The 17,011-nt window shown below is 62.0% G+C and carries 17 protein-coding genes; 6 read left to right on the forward strand and 11 right to left on the reverse strand.

The window, feature by feature from the left end; translation table 11 throughout:
* Positions 1 to 54 precede the first annotated feature (54 nt).
* From DWF74_RS11400 to DWF74_RS11410, 3 genes are all read left to right on the forward strand, one after another.
* Positions 55 to 1,368, forward strand: coding sequence for a C4-dicarboxylate transporter DctA (locus DWF74_RS11400; RefSeq protein ID WP_102882270.1), 1,314 nt, complete (start codon positions 55 to 57; stop codon positions 1,366 to 1,368).
* A gap of 79 nt (positions 1,369 to 1,447) precedes the next feature.
* Positions 1,448 to 2,161, forward strand: a complete 714-nt coding sequence (locus DWF74_RS11405; protein ID WP_102865431.1) for a FadR/GntR family transcriptional regulator — start codon at positions 1,448 to 1,450, stop codon at positions 2,159 to 2,161.
* 37 nt (positions 2,162 to 2,198) lie between these two features.
* On the forward strand, positions 2,199 to 2,906 hold the full coding sequence (locus DWF74_RS11410; protein WP_102865430.1) for a GntR family transcriptional regulator: 708 nt from the start codon (positions 2,199 to 2,201) through the stop codon (positions 2,904 to 2,906).
* Positions 2,907 to 2,929: 23 nt separating this feature from the next.
* On the opposite strand, the gene yjiA is transcribed toward DWF74_RS11410, so the two are convergent.
* The 3 genes from yjiA to DWF74_RS11425 form a co-directional block, all read right to left on the reverse strand.
* The gene (yjiA, locus tag DWF74_RS11415) at positions 2,930 to 3,901 is read right to left on the reverse strand and encodes a GTPase (protein WP_102865429.1); all 972 of its coding nucleotides are present in this window, start codon (positions 3,899 to 3,901) and stop codon (positions 2,930 to 2,932) included.
* A 114-nt stretch (positions 3,902 to 4,015) separates the two neighbouring features.
* Entirely contained in the window at positions 4,016 to 4,213 is a 198-nt protein-coding gene (locus DWF74_RS11420) for a YbdD/YjiX family protein (protein WP_007937254.1), read from the reverse strand.
* Between the two features lie 16 nt (positions 4,214 to 4,229).
* The gene (locus DWF74_RS11425; RefSeq protein WP_102865428.1) at positions 4,230 to 6,296 is read right to left on the reverse strand and encodes a carbon starvation CstA family protein; all 2,067 of its coding nucleotides are present in this window, start codon (positions 6,294 to 6,296) and stop codon (positions 4,230 to 4,232) included.
* Positions 6,297 to 6,582: 286 nt separating this feature from the next.
* Between DWF74_RS11425 and DWF74_RS11430 the strand changes: the two genes are divergently transcribed.
* Positions 6,583 to 6,951, forward strand: coding sequence for a PilZ domain-containing protein (locus tag DWF74_RS11430; protein ID WP_115580976.1), 369 nt, complete (start codon positions 6,583 to 6,585; stop codon positions 6,949 to 6,951).
* Positions 6,952 to 6,967: 16 nt separating this feature from the next.
* On the opposite strand, the gene DWF74_RS11435 is transcribed toward DWF74_RS11430, so the two are convergent.
* The 4 genes from DWF74_RS11435 to katB form a co-directional block, all read right to left on the reverse strand.
* A complete protein-coding gene (locus tag DWF74_RS11435) occupies positions 6,968 to 7,696 on the reverse strand; it encodes a hypothetical protein (RefSeq protein ID WP_371826210.1) in 729 nt (242 codons plus the stop codon).
* Positions 7,697 to 7,729: 33 nt separating this feature from the next.
* Positions 7,730 to 9,097 carry a DNA repair protein RadA gene (gene radA, locus DWF74_RS11440; RefSeq protein ID WP_025129215.1) on the reverse strand — a complete coding sequence of 456 codons (1,368 nt, stop codon included), beginning with the start codon at positions 9,095 to 9,097 and terminating at the stop codon, positions 7,730 to 7,732.
* A gap of 45 nt (positions 9,098 to 9,142) precedes the next feature.
* Complete coding sequence (locus DWF74_RS11445; RefSeq protein WP_115580977.1) at positions 9,143 to 9,703, reverse strand: ankyrin repeat domain-containing protein; 561 nt, start codon at positions 9,701 to 9,703, stop codon at positions 9,143 to 9,145.
* Between the two features lie 67 nt (positions 9,704 to 9,770).
* Positions 9,771 to 11,312, reverse strand: coding sequence for a catalase KatB (gene katB / locus DWF74_RS11450; protein ID WP_115580978.1), 1,542 nt, complete (start codon positions 11,310 to 11,312; stop codon positions 9,771 to 9,773).
* Between the two features lie 287 nt (positions 11,313 to 11,599).
* Between katB and mscL the strand changes: the two genes are divergently transcribed.
* Positions 11,600 to 12,013 carry a large-conductance mechanosensitive channel protein MscL gene (gene mscL / locus DWF74_RS11455; RefSeq protein ID WP_102865424.1) on the forward strand — a complete coding sequence of 138 codons (414 nt, stop codon included), beginning with the start codon at positions 11,600 to 11,602 and terminating at the stop codon, positions 12,011 to 12,013.
* A 49-nt stretch (positions 12,014 to 12,062) separates the two neighbouring features.
* On the opposite strand, the gene DWF74_RS11460 is transcribed toward mscL, so the two are convergent.
* The gene (locus tag DWF74_RS11460; protein WP_102865423.1) at positions 12,063 to 12,839 is read right to left on the reverse strand and encodes a ferredoxin--NADP reductase; all 777 of its coding nucleotides are present in this window, start codon (positions 12,837 to 12,839) and stop codon (positions 12,063 to 12,065) included.
* 214 nt (positions 12,840 to 13,053) lie between these two features.
* Between DWF74_RS11460 and DWF74_RS11465 the strand changes: the two genes are divergently transcribed.
* Positions 13,054 to 14,178 (forward strand): methyltransferase, encoded by a 1,125-nt coding sequence (locus DWF74_RS11465; RefSeq protein ID WP_115580979.1) that lies wholly within the window; start codon positions 13,054 to 13,056, stop codon positions 14,176 to 14,178.
* A 65-nt stretch (positions 14,179 to 14,243) separates the two neighbouring features.
* Here DWF74_RS11465 and DWF74_RS11470 read toward each other — a convergent pair whose 3' ends face one another.
* From DWF74_RS11470 to DWF74_RS11480, 3 genes are all read right to left on the reverse strand, one after another.
* A complete protein-coding gene (locus DWF74_RS11470) occupies positions 14,244 to 14,411 on the reverse strand; it encodes a DUF2474 domain-containing protein (protein ID WP_102865421.1) in 168 nt (55 codons plus the stop codon).
* Positions 14,412 to 14,523: 112 nt separating this feature from the next.
* Positions 14,524 to 15,531, reverse strand: a complete 1,008-nt coding sequence (gene cydB / locus DWF74_RS11475) for a cytochrome d ubiquinol oxidase subunit II (RefSeq protein ID WP_102882278.1) — start codon at positions 15,529 to 15,531, stop codon at positions 14,524 to 14,526.
* A gap of 3 nt (positions 15,532 to 15,534) precedes the next feature.
* Entirely contained in the window at positions 15,535 to 16,974 is a 1,440-nt protein-coding gene (locus DWF74_RS11480; RefSeq protein WP_102865419.1) for a cytochrome ubiquinol oxidase subunit I, read from the reverse strand.
* Positions 16,975 to 17,011 lie beyond the last annotated feature (37 nt).

The raw sequence follows: 17,011 nt of genomic DNA on the forward strand, positions 1-17,011 counted from the left end.
TCCGCTGTGCTCTCCCGCACACGGCAGACAGGACACCGACCAGGATTCCTCCCCATGCTCAGATGGTGCTCGCGTTCGATTTTCCTCCAGGTTGTGCTCGGACTGATGCTTGGCATCGTCTGCGGCCTCACCCTCCCCGAATACTCCTCACAACTCAAACCACTGGGCGACGGCTTCATCAAGCTGATCAAGATGCTCATCGGCCTGATCGTGTTCTGCGTGGTGGTCAGCGGCATCTCCGGCGCCGGCGACCTGAAGAAGGTCGGCCGCATCGGCCTCAAATCAGTGATCTACTTCGAGATCCTCACCACCATCGCCCTGGTGATCGGCCTGGTCATGGCCTTCAGCACCGGCATCGGCAGCGGCGCCAATATTCACCTGGAGCAGCTGTCCACCGCCGACATGGGCGATATCGCTCAACGCGGCCAGCACATGCACACCACCACCCAGTTCCTCATGGACCTGATCCCCACCTCGGTGATCGGCGCCTTTGCCGAGAACAATATCCTCCAGGTGCTGCTGTTCTCGGTGCTGTTCGGCAGTGCCCTGAACCTGGTGGGCGAAGCCGCCTCCGGCATCTCCCGGCTGATCAATGAACTGAGCCACGTGATCTTCCGCATCATGGGCATGATCGTGCGCCTGGCGCCCATCGGCGTGTTCGGCGCCATCGCCTTCACCACCAGCAAATACGGTCTGGATTCGCTGCAGCACCTGGGCAGCCTGGTGGGCCTGTTCTACCTGACCTGCGTCGCCTTCGTCGCGCTGATCCTCGGCCTGGTCATGCGCCTGTCGGGCCTGCGCATGCTGCCCTTCCTCAAATACCTGCGCGAAGAGTTGCTGATCGTTCTCGGCACCGCCTCCTCCGACGCCGTCCTGCCGCAGATCATGCGCAAGCTGGAGCACCTGGGCATTGGCAGCTCCACCGTGGGCCTAGTGATTCCAACCGGCTACTCGTTCAACCTGGATGGTTTCTCCATCTACCTGACCCTGGCCATCGTCTTCATCGCCAATGCCACCGGTACGCCGTTGTCCATGTCGGACCTGTTGACCATCCTCCTGGTGTCGCTGATCACCTCCAAGGGCGCCCATGGCATTCCCGGTTCAGCCCTGGTGATCCTGGCCGCGACCCTGACCGCGATCCCGGCAATTCCGGTGGTGGGCCTGGTGCTGGTGCTGGCCGTGGACTGGTTCATGGGCATCGGTCGCGCCCTGACCAATCTGATCGGCAACTGCGTGGCCACCGTGGCCATCGCCCGCTGGGAAAAGGACATCGACGTGCAACGGGCCAACAAGGTGCTCAGTGGTCAACAGGGCTATACCTTCCAGGCGCGAAAACCGGTGGCCGGTGCCCACCAGCAGGAATTTTGATCCAACCTTGTGCCTGCCGACGGCAGGCACAACAATCAGCGCGGCAACAGCGCGCTACCGATAGCTCATGGAGTCAACAGTGATCAGCTCGTCAACGGTTGTGAATTCAGTGGTAGAAAAGCTCCGGGCGGCCCTTGCCCGAGGCCAGTGGCGCTCCGGCGACATGCTGCCCGGGCAACGTGAATTGGCCGAGCAACTGGGCATCAGCCGCCCCAGCCTGCGCGAAGCGGTGATCGTCCTGGAAACCCTGGGCCTGGTGCGCTCCATGCCTGGCAAGGGCGTGGTGGTGCTGGATGCGCCCCAGAGCGAAGCCCAAGGTGCCGAGCGCAGCGTGGCCGGCGCCAGCCTCGAGGACGTGCTGCAACTGCGCTACACCCTGGAGCCCTTCATCGTCGGGCTGGTGGCGCAATCCATCAGCAGCAAGGAAGTCGGCCAGCTGCGCCTGACCCTCATGGACATGCGCGAAGCCCTGGAGGCCAATGACAGCGAAGCCGGGGTCAATGCCTACATCGCCTTCCACGAGGAACTGTTCACCCTGACCAGCAACCCGATCTTCCAGAACGTGGTGCAACAGACCAGCAATGCCCTCAAGCAAAGTGCGCAGATCCTGCGCAATTCGCCGGAGCACCTGGCCGAACGCCTGGAAGAAAATGAAGCCGTGGTGCGGGCGATCCGCAACAAGAACAGCGCCCTGGCCAGCGCCGAGATGCGTCGGCACATCCTCCAGGAAGGCCAGCGCATGGGCATCGAACTGAATATTCCGGACGATCACCTGGGCTCCAACGCCCTGTAATCAACCCCCGAGTCAGCAACTGGACTGGAGACAGGCCATGGTCAGCTACGCCCTGAAAAACAACCCCTTCACCCTGGTGGCCAGCCTGCCTCGGCGTCAGTGCGGCGAAAAAAAACTGCTGGTCGATGATGTCTATCCACAGATCTTCGACGCCATTCTCGAACAGCGCATCGCACCCGGCAGCCGCTTCACCGAAGACAGCCTCGGGCAGGCCTTCGGCGTCAGCCGCAGCATCATCCGCCAGGTCCTGGCGCGCTTGTCCCACCAGCAAGTGGTGATCCTGCGGCCCAATTACCGCCCCCAGGTCGCGGCTCCTGACCTGGAGCAGACCCGGCAGATCCTGCACGCCCGGCGCCTGACGGAAATCACCCTGGTGCGCCTGGCCTGCCAGCAACCCCGGCGCCAGCTGCAGTCCCTGCGACAGTTGATCGCCCGGGAACGTGAAGCCATTGAGCGCGACCAACGCGGCCCGGCCATCCGCCTGTCCGGGGAGTTCCACCTGCAACTGGCTGAAGTGGCCGGCAACGCCCCACTGGCGCAGTTTCTCGGCAGCCTGGTGCCGCTGACCTCCCTGGCCATCGCCCAGTTTGAAGGCCGCGCCCGCCACTGCTGCGCCTGGCAAGAGCACGCGACGATCATCGATGCGCTACAGGCGGCTGACGTCGAAAAGGCCGAAGCCCTGATGAACCGCCACCTGGATCACCTGGAACAACGCCTGCTAGGCACAGCGCCCGCCGACCTGTAGGAGTCGGCTGGCCAGCGAGGACTTCAGCCCCCCAGCATCTTCTCGAAGCCCTGCCGGATCTTCTCTTCCGGCAGATCGTCGGCAATGAACACCATCACACTCTCCCGCGCCTCGCCCTCAGCCCATTCGGTATCCCAGTCGAAGCCGTAAAGCTTGAGCACGCCCTGGAACACCATGCGCCGTGGCTCGTCGATCACGTTCAGCACGCCCTTGTAACGCAACAATTGCTTGCCATGATCCTCCAGCAGCTCATTCATGAACTCGCTGAGGCGATCCAGATCCAGGGCCTGTTCAGTGCGCAGCACCAGGCTGGAAATCCGATCCACCGAGGGTGCCGGGCTCACCGGACGCAAGCTGATGCCGCCGCCCAGATCAGCATTCAAGTTGAAGCCCCGCACATCCAGCAGTTCCGCCAGATCGATCCGGCCGTGCTCCACCAGGCGAATCGGCGCCCGGCGGTTGATCCGCGTCAGGCGCTGGCTGAGGGCCTCGAAGGTCTGCTCATCCACCAGGTCGCGCTTGCTCACCAGCAGCCGGTCGGCAAAGCCGATCTGCGCCTGGGCGATGGTCTGGGTCAGGTGGAACTCGGCGTGCTTGGCATCCACCAGGGTGATGATGCCGTCGAGGATGTAGCGCTCACGCAACTCTTCATCAATGAAAAAGGTCTGCGCCACCGGAGCCGGGTCGGCCAATCCGGTGCACTCGATCACCAGTCGATCAAAGGCGATCTCGCCACTGTCCAGGCGCTCCAGCAGCAGATACAGGGCCTTGGTCAGGTCGGTGTGGATGGTGCAGCAGACACAGCCATTGGACAGGGTCATGACCTGGACCGGCTCGTCCCCCAGCAGCTGGGTGTCGATACCGGCATCACTGAACTCATTCTCGATCACGGCGATCTTCAAACCGTGCTCGGCCTTGAGCAGATGACGCAACAAAGTGGTCTTGCCGGCGCCGAGGAAACCGCTGAGCACGGTGACGGGAATAGGATTTTGCAAAACAGGATCTCCCACGCATAAAAACGTAGGAGCCGGCTGGCCGACGATGGCGTCAATCAGAGCGCTATCGCCGAGCAGCCGGCTCCTACATGGGTGTGGCTTACACGCTGTACTTCAACAGCACTTCGGACCGCCCTTGCCGCCGTACCGGGCCTCCTGGCGTTCACGGAAGAACGCCTCGTACGACATCACCGGCTTGTCCGGGTGCTTGGTTTGCATATGCTCGACGTAGTTGTCGTAGTCGGGCATGCCGACCATCAGGCGCGCGGCCTGACCGAGGTATTTACCGAGGCGACTCAGGTCATTGAACATGCTTGCAATCCTCGGGTTACGCGTCAGGCACAGCCTGGTAGGGCGACTCTTTATCCGTACGTTCCTTGCTGCCCCAAGCCGCGATACCGACCTTGAGCGCGTAGAACAGGATGCTGAACACCACCAGCAGGAACAAGGCAGTCAGGGTCGCGTTGGTGTAGGCGTTGAAGATCACGTGCTGCATCTGCGTGATGTCCTTGGCCGGAGCGAGGATCTGACCATTGGCCATCGCATCGCTGTATTTCTTCGCCAGCGACAGGAAGCCGATCGCCGGGTTGGCGTCGAACAGCTTGATGAAGCCTGCAGTCGTGGTGCAGATCAGCAGCCAGACAGCCGGCAGCAGGGTGACCCAGATGTAGCGCTGGCGCTTCATCTTGATCAGGACCACGGTGCCCAGCATCAGGGCAATACCGGCCAGCATCTGGTTGGAGATGCCGAACAGCGGCCACAAGGTGTTGATGCCACCCAGCGGATCGATCACGCCCTGGTACAGCAGGTAGCCCCACAGGGCCACGCAACCGGCGGTAGCAATCAGGTTGGCGGTCCAGGATTCAGTGCGTTTGAGCGCTGGAACGAAAGACCCCAGCAAATCCTGGAGCATGAAACGACCGGCACGGGTACCGGCATCCACAGCGGTCAGAATGAACAGGGCTTCGAACAGGATCGCGAAGTGGTACCAGAACGCCATGGTGTTCTCACCCGGCAGTACTTGGTGGAGGATCTGCGCGATACCCACCGCCAGGGTCGGTGCCCCACCGGCACGGGCCAGGATGGTGTTTTCACCGATGTCCTTGGCCACCGCCTGCAGTTGTTCCGGGCTGATGACAAAACCCCAACTGCTGACAGTCTGCGCCACGGCCACCACATCACCGCCGACGATGGCCGCCGGGCTGTTCATGGCGAAGTAAACGCCAGGCTCGATCACCGAAGCCGCGACCATGGCCATGATCGCCACGAAGGACTCCATGAGCATGCCGCCGTAGCCGATGTAGCGGGCATTGGCTTCGTTATCCAGCAGCTTGGGCGTGGTCCCCGAGGAGATCAACGCATGAAAGCCCGACACCGCGCCACAAGCGATGGTGATGAACAGGAACGGGAACAGGCCGCCTTTCCATACCGGGCCAGTGCCATCGGTGAACTGGGTCAGGGCCGGCATTTTCAGCTCGGGCATGGTGATCAGGATGCCAATCGCCAGGGCGATGATGGTACCGATCTTGAGGAAGGTCGACAGATAGTCACGGGGCGCCAGGATCAGCCACACCGGCAGCACCGCGGCGACAAAACCGTAGCCGATCAGCATCCAGGTGATCTGGATGCCAGTGAAGGTAAACATCTTGCCCCAGACCGGATCGGCGGCCACCTGCCCCCCCAGCCAGATGGAACCCAGCAGCAATAGAACGCCGATCAACGAAATCTCGCCGATGCGGCCCGGGCGGATGTAGCGCATGTACACGCCCATGAACACCGCGATCGGAATGGTCGCCATCACCGTGAAGATGCCCCACGGGCTCTCGGCCAGGGCCTTGACCACGATCAGCGCCAGCACCGCGAGGATGATGATCATGATCAGGAAGCAGCCGAACAGCGCAATGGTGCCGGGAATACGCCCCATTTCCTCACGAACCATGTCGCCCAGGGAACGGCCGTTACGTCGGGTGGACAGGAACAGCACCATGAAGTCCTGAACCGCACCGGCCAGGACCACCCCGGCGATCAGCCACAGGGTGCCGGGCAGGTAGCCCATCTGCGCCGCCAGGACCGGACCCACCAAGGGACCGGCGCCGGCAATGGCCGCGAAGTGGTGACCGAAGAGAATGTGTTTATTGGTCGGCACATAGTCCAGACCGTCATTGTTGAGCACGGCGGGAGTGGCCCGACGTGGGTCCAGCTGCATCACATTATTGGCAATGAACAGACTGTAGTACCGGTACGCCACCAGATAGATGGCCACCGCGGCCACCACAATCCACAAGGCGTTGATCGCCTCGCCGCGACGCAATGCAACTACGCCGAGGGCGCACGCTCCTACGATTGCCAGCAGCAGCCAAGGGACATGGCGCAGCAGGCTATTATTATTTTTCATTTTTTTATTCCGGCCAGGGGGATAGAAAAACAGCATTTCGAGTGTAGCGCTACTGTTCTCAAAGACCACCCCCCACGTTGGTCTAGAGCCTTCTTTTATCTTATGAGCGGCATTTTTTGGGACATTTTTCTGCGCAAGGCGCACCGCCACAAAACCCTGAATCAGCCCCATTCGTCCGGCAAGCCGCGAGCACGGCGGCATTGCATTTTTTTTGCGGTCCGATGGCTTTGTAGCGACAGTCATAAACCGGGGTCTATAGTCAGTGCACCACGCAGAGGGCCAGCCCATGAGCGAGCAACACGCCGAACGCCGACGCTTCAAACGCATCGCCTTCGATGCCACGACTGAACTGAGTCAAGGCACCCACCGCTGGCCGGTGCGGCTGCTGGACCTGTCCCTCAAGGGACTGTTGATCGAACGCCCCGATCCCTGGCTCGGAGATCCCAACCGCCCCTTCGAAGCCGATGTTCACCTGGGCCTCGATGCCGACGTGCGTATGGATGTGCAACTGGCCCACGACCATAACGGTCAGTTGGGCTTCGTCTGCCTGCACATCGGCCTGGAGTCCATCGAACACCTCAGGAGGTTGATCGAGCTGAACCTTGGGGACCCCGAGGAGTTGGAGCGGGAACTGGGTGCACTGATCAGTATTTGATCAAAAGCACCCGTGTTCAGGGGAACAGCGCGGTTTCGGGAAAGTCGCTTTCCGTGTCCCAGTAACCCGCTTGCTGCCGCGAAGATGCTGTCCATTGGCCGTCGACATAACGGAAGGTGCGATAGGTGGTGATGAACTCTTCGTTCTCCATCGTCGACGCCGATGACACCTGCTGGATGCTTTCGGTGCCCCCTTCCCGGGACGGCACGATCCGCCACGCCGCCTTGCCAGTCTGGGCGAACACCAGCGGCTGCCTTTCCCCTCCTTCCCCCAGATAGAGCACCGAGTCCAGCTGACCCTGCTGCGGCATCAGCACTTGCGTGGCCGGACCACTGTAGCTGCCCATGGGGGCGGTCTGGTCGACAGTGAGGAAAAACGCCGGCGATGGCAGGCCGTTGAGCGGCGCCTTTTCCACCGTGGCCAGGGGATAGTCCAGGGGCTTCTGCGCCAGCACCTCGCCGCTGTCGGAAACCAGGCGCACCTGAGCGCCCAAGGGCGTGGTCGGGTGATCGTCCTCGGACTGGGCAAAGCTGTCGGCGTCCAAGCCATTGCCCCAGCTGTCGGCGTGCAGTTGCGGCGTGATGCGCACATCCTCCAGCACCTCCAGCAGCGAACCATCGCCCACCAGCACTTGCTGGGCCACACGATAGCCCTCGGGCACCTCGCTCGGCTGCGCCACGGCAAAGCCGCTGCCACACAGCAGGCTGAGGCCCAGCCACCAGCCCTTCAACTTTGTCATGCCCATTACCTGCTTCCTTCCATGAGAGCCCAGCTCGATTTATTCGAAGAGCGCATCCAACGCCTGTTCCAGGCGGGTCACGGCAATGATCTTCAAGCCCGGCGGCGACTCTTTCGGCGCATTGCCCTTGGGCACGATGGCCCGTTTGAAGCCGTGCTTGGCGGCCTCTTTCAAACGCTCCTGGCCGCTGGGCACCGGACGCACTTCACCGGACAGGCCGACTTCACCGAACACCAGCAAGTCATGGGGCAGCGGACGATTGCGCAAGCTCGACATCACGGCGGCCATCAACGCCAGGTCGGAGGCGGTTTCCAGCACCTTGACCCCACCCACCACGTTGAGGAACACGTCCTGGTCATGGGTCGGAATCCCGCCGTGGCGGTGCAGCACCGCCAGCAGCATGGCCAGGCGGTTCTGATCCAGGCCCAGGGTGACCCGGCGCGGATTGGCCAGGTGGCTGTCATCCACCAGCGCCTGGACTTCAACCAGCATCGGCCGGGTGCCTTCCCAGGTGGCCATCACCACGCTGCCGGGCACTTCTTCCTGAGCTCGTGTGAGGAAAATCGCCGAAGGGTTGGACACCTCCTTCAGACCGCGGTCGGTCATGCCGAACACACCCAGCTCGTTGACCGCACCAAAACGGTTCTTCACCGCCCGCAGCAACCGCAGGCGGCCGTCGGACTCGCCCTCGAAATACAGCACGGTGTCGACCATGTGCTCCAGCACCCGCGGCCCGGCCAGGGCGCCTTCCTTGGTCACGTGGCCCACCAGGAAGATCGCCGTGCCGCTCTGCTTGGCGTAACGCACCAGCAAGGCCGCGCTCTCGCGCACCTGGGACACGCCGCCGGGAGCCGATTGCAGCTGTTCGGTGAAGATGGTCTGGATCGAGTCGATCACCATGACCTTGGGTTTTTCCACCCGAGCGGTGGCGATGATGGTTTCGATGCAGGTCTCGGTCATCACCCGTAACTGATCCTGGGGCAGGCCCAACCGCCGGGCGCGCATCGCTACCTGCTGCTGGGACTCCTCGCCGGTGACGTACAAGGCCGGCATGCGCGTGGCGATGTTGCACAGGGTCTGCAGCAGGATGGTCGACTTGCCGATCCCCGGATCGCCGCCGATCAGCACCACCGATCCGTCCACCAGGCCACCGCCCAGCACCCGGTCGAGTTCGCCGGAGGCAGTGGAGAAACGCGGGATTTCCTCGACGCTGACTTCCGCCAGGGTCTTGATCTGCGCCTGCTGCCCGGCCCAGCCGGTGCGCCCGGCAGGTGCCGCGGCGCCGCCACTTTCGATCATGGTCTCGGTCAGGGTGTTCCAGGCCCCGCACTCACCGCATTGCCCGGCCCATTTGGGAAAGGTGGAGCCGCACTCGGTGCAGCCGTACATGCGCTTGGCCTTGGCCATCTGAACCCCCGGCAAAAACCGCGATGATAGCTCAGCTGGAACCGATCAGCGCGGCGCCGTGGTGCGTATCTGCCCGCTGGCCAGACGCGTGGCGCTATTGCCCAGCGGGTCTTCGGCATTCAGGTCAGCGCCCTTGGCGGCCAAGGCGTCCAACAGTTCGACCCGCTTGAACAACCCGGCGTACATGGCCGCCGTCTGCCCGGCGCCATTGCGCTGATCGGGACTGCAATCGGTCGCCAGCAAACGCCGAGCGATCTGCACCTCGCCCTTGAAGATCGCCCCCATCAACGCCGTGTTGCCGCGTTTGTCCTGGGCACAGGCATTGGCGCCGGCGTCCAGCAGGCGCTCCACTGCCAGACCCTGGCCGTGATAAGCGGCGAGGATCAATGCCGTGTAGCCCTTTTCATCCTGGGTATCGAGGGAGTAACCAGCCTCGATAAAGGTGTCGAGCATTTCCACATCGCCCCGGCGGGCGGCATCGAAATAGTAGTGTTCCAGCTGCACCTTGACCGCCACCGGGTCGGCGGCGGTCGCGGGTTCGGCCGCCGGCTGCGCGTAGGCGGCAAACGAACAGGCCGCTGACAGCAGCGCTGTAAAAAGACGCATGGCGCGACTCCTCTGTCGGAAAAAGTCGTCACGCCCAGGCGGGCGTGACGGAGTGAAACGCGCTCGATCAATCGCTCAGCTTGGCCGCCAGCGCCTTGACCCGAGTCAGGTCGCCCTTGGCCACACCGGTCACGCCGGTGCCGTACTCCGGGTCGGCCTTATACAGGAACGACAGGATGATGTGCTTGCTCTCGTCATCGGTGGTGGCCAGGGAGCCGCCAAAGCTGTCGATCAGGTCCTGACGTTCCTTCTTGCTGAAGGAACGGTACAGATCACCGGCCTGCTTGAAGTTCTGCTCGCGCTGGATCTTCGCCTGCTGGGTGCTGCCCGACAGTGCCAGCTGGCTGTAACGCGCGATTTGCGGCTCTTCGCGGGGCATCAGGCGGCTCGGCTGGTAGTTGACCCCCGTGCTGGTGTGGCCCAGGTTCATCGCACCGTCCTGGTTGCCGTTGTTCACCGGATTCTTCGGTGCGTTGATCGGCAGTTGCAGAGCATTGGCGCCGATGCGGTACATCTGGGTATCGGCATAGGAGAACACCCGGCCTTGCAGCAGGCGGTCTTCCGACGGCTCGATCCCCGGTACCAGGTTGGACGGGGCCATGGCCACTTGCTCAGTCTCTTGGAAGACGTTGGCGGGGTTACGGTTCAACACCATCTGTCCCACTTTGCGCTCGGGTACATCCGGCCAGATCTTGGTGGCGTCCAGGGGATCGAAATCAAACTTGGCCAAGTCTTCGGGTTTCAATACCTGGACATACAAGTCCCACTTGGGAAAGTCCCCTTTATTAATGTGGGTTACCAAGTCATGGGTCATATGGCTGTAATCACGCCCTTGTACCTCGACCACCTGTTTCGGATCGAGATTCTTCAGACCTTGCAGACTCTTCCAGTGAAACTTCACGTAGTGCACTTCACCCTTGGCGTTGATCAACTTGTAGGCGTGCACCCCATTACCATCCATTTCCCGGTAACTGGCCGGAGTTCCGGAGTTGGAATACAGCTCGGTCAATGTGCGAGTGGCTTCGGGAACATGAGAGAAGAAATCAAAACGTCGCGAGTCATCATCCAGGTTGGTACGCGGATCGGGTTTGAACGCGTGCACCATATCCGGGAACTTGATGGCATCGCGAATGAAGAAGGTCGGGAAGTTGTTGCCGACCAGGTCCCAGTTTCCCTCTGCGGTATAGAACTTGGTGGCGAAACCCCGTGGATCACGCAAGGTTTCCGGGGAGTGGTTACCATGCACCACCGACGAGAAACGCACGAATACCGGAGTCACCTCGCCGGCGGCAAACACCTTGGCACGGGTCAGGTCGCTGAGGTTGTCGGTGACGGTGAAGGTGCCGTGGGCGCCGGTGCCACGGGCGTGTACCACGCGCTCTGGAATGCGCTCGCGATCAAAACGCTGAAGTTTCTGGATCAGTTGCACATCTTGCAGCAACACCGGGCCGGTGGCGCCTGCGGTCTGTGAATTCTGGTTATCGCCCACTGCCGCGCCATTGTCGCGAGTCAGCGTGGCGGCCTGTACGGAAAGGGAAAGCAGACTGGCGGCAAGCACGCCCAGTACGCGTCGCTGGGAAAAACTCCCAAGGCCAAGAGAAGCGGTCATGTTGAATTCCTCTAGTTATATAAGGCGCATCTCGGTGCGCCTGCTAGAGGCTAGTGACTAAACATTTGAAAGATAAATAGAAAGGCCATAACCCATCGATTGACAGAATGTTCTGGTTATCTCGTCAAATGCGGGGTATATCGCGCGCGATCCGATGGCACTTTGAAAAAACTCTTTGCCTGTTTATCGGTCAATAACCTCGCGTGCTGTTAAAAGTTGTGTCGGCAAAATGCTTTTTGCTGAATTACACTGCCGTAACCAACCTCATCTGTAACAAGGAATAACCTATGGGCGTGCTAAGTGAGTTCAAGGCCTTCGCGGTCAAAGGTAACGTGGTCGATATGGCCGTGGGTATCATCATCGGCGCCGCGTTCGGCAAGATCGTCTCGTCCTTTGTCGGCGACGTGGTCATGCCGCCCATCGGCGTGTTGGTCGGTGGGGTGAACTTCGGGGACCTGGCAGTCACGCTGAAAGCGGCGGCAGGGGATACACCCGCGGTGGTTCTGGCCTATGGCAAGTTCATCCAGAGCATCATCGACTTCCTCATCATCGCCTTCGCCATCTTCATGGGCGTCAAGGTCATCAACCGCCTGAAACGCGAAGAAGCCGTGGCCCCTACCCTGCCACCGGTACCGACCAAGGAAGAAGAGTTGCTGGGAGAGATCCGCGATCTGCTCAAGGCGCAGAACAACAAGCCCTGATACAGGCTTCAGCACTCGAAGAAACGGCGCCCCCAAGGCGCCGTTTTGGTTACCAGTAAGTCTCCACCGCCACCTGCCCCGGCCGTCGACTCAGGCTCAGGTTCATCCCTCGCTGCTTGAGCAGCGCACGGGTGTCGTCAATCATCTGTGGGTTGCCGCAGAGCATCACCCGGGAATGCTCGGGGGTCAGTTCCACGCCAGCGGCGCGTTCCAGCTCGCCGTTCTCGATCAGTTGGGTGATGCGCCCATTGAGGCTGCCCGGGTGCTGCTCGCGGGTCACGGTGCTGATGAACTGCAACTTATGCGCGAACTCGGCCAGGTACTCACGTTGCGGCAACTCGGCAAGCAACTGCTGATAAGCCAGCTCCCTGGCCTCGCGCACGCTGTAGACCAGGATGATGCGTTCAAATTTCTCCCAGACCTCGAAGTCCTGGAGGATCGACAGGAACGGCGCAATCCCGGTGCCTGTGGATAACAACCAGAGATCGCGACCGTCGACGAAACGATCCAGGGTCAGATAGCCAAAGGCCTGACGATCCACCAACAGGCTGTCCCCCACTTCCAGGCGGCTCAGCTCGCTGGTGAACTCGCCACCGGGCACCACAATGGAAAAGAATTCGAGAAACTCGTCGAACGGCGACGACACCATGGAATAGGCGCGCCATACCGTGCTGCCATCGGCCTTGGTCACCCCGAGACGAGCGAACTGCCCGGCGCGAAAGCGAAAACCCGCATCCCGGGTGGTGCGCAGGGTGAACAAGCTGGAGGTCAGCGGCTGGACCTCGAGCAGGGTCTGGCGAGTGTACTTTTCTTCACTGGCGGTCATGACGGGCTCCACAAAAGCGATGCGCTAGTGTCCCGCAAAGCGCCGGACAGAAACACCGGCGGTTTGTAGTGGCATAGAGCGCGGGCAATCCCCGGCAAAAAAACGTACCATTTAGCCCCGCTTCGAACGGCCCGCGCCTGCGCTGTTCGAGGGTTCCCGTGCGCGCGACAGCCCCCACCGCCGGGACATTCACCGATTACCTAGAGTCCGCCCCATGCCCCTGCTTGCAAGCCCCTTCGCCCAGCTCGACCTGATCCGCCAGCCCGAACAGCAAAACGAGCCGCTGCAAGCCTTCGACGCAGCGGACGAATACCTGCTCAACCATCTGGCCGAGCAGCAACCGACCAGCGATACCCGGGTGCTGATCCTCAACGACAGCTTCGGCGCCCTGGCTGCAAGCCTGCTGGGCAAGGTCCAGGTCAGCAGCAGCGGCGATTCGTACCTGGGCGCCCTGGCCCTGGAAAAGAACCTGGTGCGCAACGGCCTGCCCTTCGACGCCCTGCGGGTGATACCGGCCAGCGAGCCGTTGCACGGCCCCTTCGACCGGGTGCTGATTCGCGTGCCCAAGACCCTGGCCCTGCTGGAAGAACAGCTGATCCGCCTGCAGGGACAACTGGCCCCTGGCGCCCAGGTCGTGGCGGCGGCCATGGTCAAGCACCTGCCCCGCGCCGCCGGTGACTTGCTGGAGCGCTACATCGGCCCGGTGCAGGCCTCCCTGGCGGTGAAAAAGGCCCGCCTGCTGGTCGCCACGCCAGAAGCCAGACCGCCGGTCGCATCGCCCTACCCGACCCGCTATCGCCTGGAGCAGCCGGCCATCGAGCTGCTCAACCACGCCAACGTGTTCTGCCGCGAAGGCCTGGACATCGGCACCCGCGCCTTCCTCCCGCATCTGCCACAGAACCTCGGCAGCGCCCGGGTCGCGGACCTGGGCTGCGGCAACGGCGTGCTGGCCATCGCCAGCGCCCTGGACAACCCCCAGGCCCACTACACCCTGGTGGACGAATCCTTCATGGCCGTGCAGTCGGCACGGGAGAACTGGCAGGCACTGCTGGGCGAGCGCGAAGCCGAGATGCGCGCCGGCGATGGCCTGGCCGGTCAGGCGCCGCAGTCCCTGGACGTGGTGCTGTGCAACCCGCCGTTCCACCAGCAGCAGGTGGTGGGCGACTTCCTCGCCTGGCGCATGTTCCAGCAGGCCCGGGAAGCCCTGGTGGTGGGCGGTGCGCTGTATATCGTCGGCAACCGTCACCTGGGTTATCACAGCAAGCTGGCGCGGCTGTTCCGCGGCGTCGAACAAGTGGCGGCCACGCCCAAGTTCGTGATCCTCAAAGCGCGCAAGTAACAGGCAAAAAAAACCCTCCGCTGGCGGAGGGTTGAAACCGCGCCGCAAGGCACGGGATGGGATGATCAGTGGGTAGTCAGGCCCGCGGCGCTCATGAACATGCGCATCAGGCTGGCCACCACGAACAGGGCCAGCACACTGCCACCCCAGATCATCGCCAGCCAGCCCAGGCGCCGCCACAGGGGCTGTTTTTCCGCCTGTTCGATTTCCTGCAAAGAGTGTTTATCGCTCATGATTTCAACTCCTGCTTGACCCAAACCCTCGCCGGGGCTGGCTGGCCAGTGAAAGCGCCGGCCAGCCAGGCACAAGGTGCAAGGGCCTGTTCGCCGGCAAGCCGGCTCCTGCCTAGTGGTAACCGTCTTCGTGGGTGACCTTGCCGCGGAACACGTAGTAGCTCCAGAAGGTGTAGCCCAGGATGAACGGGATGATGAACAAGGTGCCCACCAGCATGAAGCCCTGGCTTTGCGGCGGCGCCGCGGCGTCCCAGATGGAGATCGACGGCGGCACGATGTTCGGCCACAGGCTGATACCCAGGCCGCTGTAGCCGAGGAAGATCAGCACCAGGGTCAACAGGAACGGCGTGTAATGCGCGTTGCGGGCCACAGCACGGAGCAGGCCGTACATGGTCACCAGCACCAGGATCGGCACCGGCAGGAACCAGAACAGATTGGGCAGGGTGAACCAGCGCGCCGCGATGTCGGCATGGGCCAAGGGCGTCCAGATACTGACGATGCCGATCACCGCCAGCACCACATAGGCCAGGGGCCGGGCCAGGTCATGCATCTGCTGCTGCAGCTTGCCTTCAGTCTTCATGATCAGCCAGGTGCAGCCGAGCAAGGCATAGGCCACCACCAGCGCCAGGCCGCAGAACAGGGTGAAGGGCGTCAGCCAGTCCAGGGAGCCACCGGCAAACTGGCGGTCCACCACCGGCAAGCCGTCGATGAATGCGCCCAAAGCCACACCCTGGAAGAAGGTCGCCGCCGCCGAGCCGCCGATAAACGCCTTGTCCCAGATATGACGCTTGTCTTCCTTGGCCTTGAAGCGGAACTCAAAGGCCACCCCGCGGAAGATCAGGCCGATCAGCATCAGGATCAGCGGCAGGTACAGCGCCGAGAGCACCACCGAGTAGGCCAGCGGGAAGGCGCCGAACAAGGCCGCGCCCCCCAGCACCAGCCAGGTCTCGTTGCCGTCCCAGACCGGGGCGACGGTGTTCATCATCACGTCACGGTCGCGGTCGTCCTTGACGAACGGGAAGAGAATCCCGATCCCCAGGTCGAAGCCGTCCATGACCACATACATCATGATGCCGAAGATGATAATCACGGCCCACAACAGCGGAAGATCAATACCCATGACTCAGTTCCCCTTGTTCAGGCGGGTGCCGTGGTCGGCGTCGTGGTCATCGTCGGCTGCGGACAGCGGACGGGCCGGAGTACGTTTCTGCCCGGGACCACCGTGGCTGGTTTCGGCACCTTCGTTGGTGACCGGGCCTTTGCGCACCAGGCGCATCATGTAGCCCAGACCCACGCCGAACAGCGAGAAATACACCACCACGAACAACGCCAGGGTGATACTCATCTGCACAAAACTGTGTGCGGACGAAGCATCCGCCGTGCGCATCAGGCCATAGACCACCCAGGGCTGACGGCCGATCTCGGTGGTGAACCAGCCCGCCAGGATCGCGATCAGGCCGGACGGCCCCATCCACAACGTCAGGTACAGGAACGGACGCGAGGTGTAGAGGGTGCCGCGCTTGCGCAGCCAGACACTCCACAGGCCAGTGAAGATCATCAGCATGCCCAGGCCCACCATGACCCGGAACGACCAGAACACAATGGTCGAGTTGGGACGGTCTTCGGGCGGGAACTCCTTGAGCGCCGGCACCTGCTTGTCCAGCGAGTGGGTGAGGATCAGGCTGCCCAGGTAAGGGATTTCCACTGCGTATTTGGTTTTCTCAGCCTTCATGTCCGGCCAGCCGAAGAGGATCAGCGGGGTCGGCTCATTACCGACGTTTTCCCAGTGACCTTCGATGGCGGCGATTTTCGCCGGTTGGTGCTTGAGGGTATTAAGACCGTGGAAGTCACCGATCACCGCCTGCACCGGCGCCACGATCAGGGCCATCCACATGGCCATCGACAGCATGCGACGAATGGCCGGGTTGTCGCGCCCCCGCAGCAAGTGCCAGGCTGCGGACGAGCCGACGAAGAACGCCGTGGCGACGAACGCCGCCACCGCCATGTGCGCCAGGCGATAGGGGAATGACGGGTTGAAGATCACCGCCAGCCAGTCCACCGGAATCACTCGGCCGTCAACGATTTCGAAGCCTTGCGGGGTCTGCATCCAACTGTTGGAGGACAGAATCCAGAAGGTCGAAATCAGCGTGCCAATGGCCACCATCACCGTGGAGAAAAAGTGCAGCTTGCGCCCGACCTTGTTCCAGCCGAACAGCATGACCCCGAGGAAACCAGCCTCGAGGAAGAACGCGGTGAGCACTTCATAGGTGAGCAAGGGGCCGGTGACAGCACCAGCAAAATCGGAGAAACGGCTCCAGTTGGTGCCGAATTGGTAGGACATCACCAGACCGGACACCACCCCCATGCCGAAGTTGACAGCGAAGATCTTCGACCAGAAGTGGTAAAGATCACGATAGGTATCGTCGCGGGTCTTGAGCCACAGGCCTTCGAGTACCGCCAGATAACTCGCCAGACCAATGGTGATGGCCGGGAACAGGATGTGGAACGAAACGGTGAATGCGAACTGAATTCGGGCGAGATCAAGCGCCTCTAAACCGAACATAAGCTTTCCTCTATCAGGTAAAACCGGCTGCGGGCCA

This window comes from Pseudomonas protegens, from assembly GCF_003363755.1.
Taxonomy (GTDB): Bacteria; Pseudomonadota; Gammaproteobacteria; order Pseudomonadales; family Pseudomonadaceae; genus Aquipseudomonas; species Aquipseudomonas danubii.

Excerpts from the sequence above, each read along its gene's own strand:
- DWF74_RS11400 (WP_102882270.1), top strand. The coding sequence starts at position 55 with ATGCTCAGATGGTGCTCGCGTTCGATTTTCCTCCAGGTTGTGCTCGGA.
- DWF74_RS11410 (WP_102865430.1), top strand. The coding sequence starts at position 2,199 with ATGGTCAGCTACGCCCTGAAAAACAACCCCTTCACCCTGGTGGCCAGC.
- DWF74_RS11420 (WP_007937254.1), bottom strand. The coding sequence starts at position 4,213 with ATGTTCAATGACCTGAGTCGCCTCGGTAAATACCTCGGTCAGGCCGCG.
- DWF74_RS11425 (WP_102865428.1), bottom strand. The coding sequence starts at position 6,296 with ATGAAAAATAATAATAGCCTGCTGCGCCATGTCCCTTGGCTGCTGCTG.
- DWF74_RS11430 (WP_115580976.1), top strand. The coding sequence starts at position 6,583 with ATGAGCGAGCAACACGCCGAACGCCGACGCTTCAAACGCATCGCCTTC.
- DWF74_RS11435 (WP_371826210.1), bottom strand. The coding sequence starts at position 7,696 with ATGGGCATGACAAAGTTGAAGGGCTGGTGGCTGGGCCTCAGCCTGCTG.
- radA (WP_025129215.1), bottom strand. The coding sequence starts at position 9,097 with ATGGCCAAGGCCAAGCGCATGTACGGCTGCACCGAGTGCGGCTCCACC.
- DWF74_RS11445 (WP_115580977.1), bottom strand. The coding sequence starts at position 9,703 with ATGCGTCTTTTTACAGCGCTGCTGTCAGCGGCCTGTTCGTTTGCCGCC.
- katB (WP_115580978.1), bottom strand. The coding sequence starts at position 11,312 with ATGACCGCTTCTCTTGGCCTTGGGAGTTTTTCCCAGCGACGCGTACTG.
- mscL (WP_102865424.1), top strand. The coding sequence starts at position 11,600 with ATGGGCGTGCTAAGTGAGTTCAAGGCCTTCGCGGTCAAAGGTAACGTG.
- DWF74_RS11460 (WP_102865423.1), bottom strand. The coding sequence starts at position 12,839 with ATGACCGCCAGTGAAGAAAAGTACACTCGCCAGACCCTGCTCGAGGTC.
- DWF74_RS11465 (WP_115580979.1), top strand. The coding sequence starts at position 13,054 with ATGCCCCTGCTTGCAAGCCCCTTCGCCCAGCTCGACCTGATCCGCCAG.
- DWF74_RS11470 (WP_102865421.1), bottom strand. The coding sequence starts at position 14,411 with ATGAGCGATAAACACTCTTTGCAGGAAATCGAACAGGCGGAAAAACAG.
- cydB (WP_102882278.1), bottom strand. The coding sequence starts at position 15,531 with ATGGGTATTGATCTTCCGCTGTTGTGGGCCGTGATTATCATCTTCGGC.
- DWF74_RS11480 (WP_102865419.1), bottom strand. The coding sequence starts at position 16,974 with ATGTTCGGTTTAGAGGCGCTTGATCTCGCCCGAATTCAGTTCGCATTC.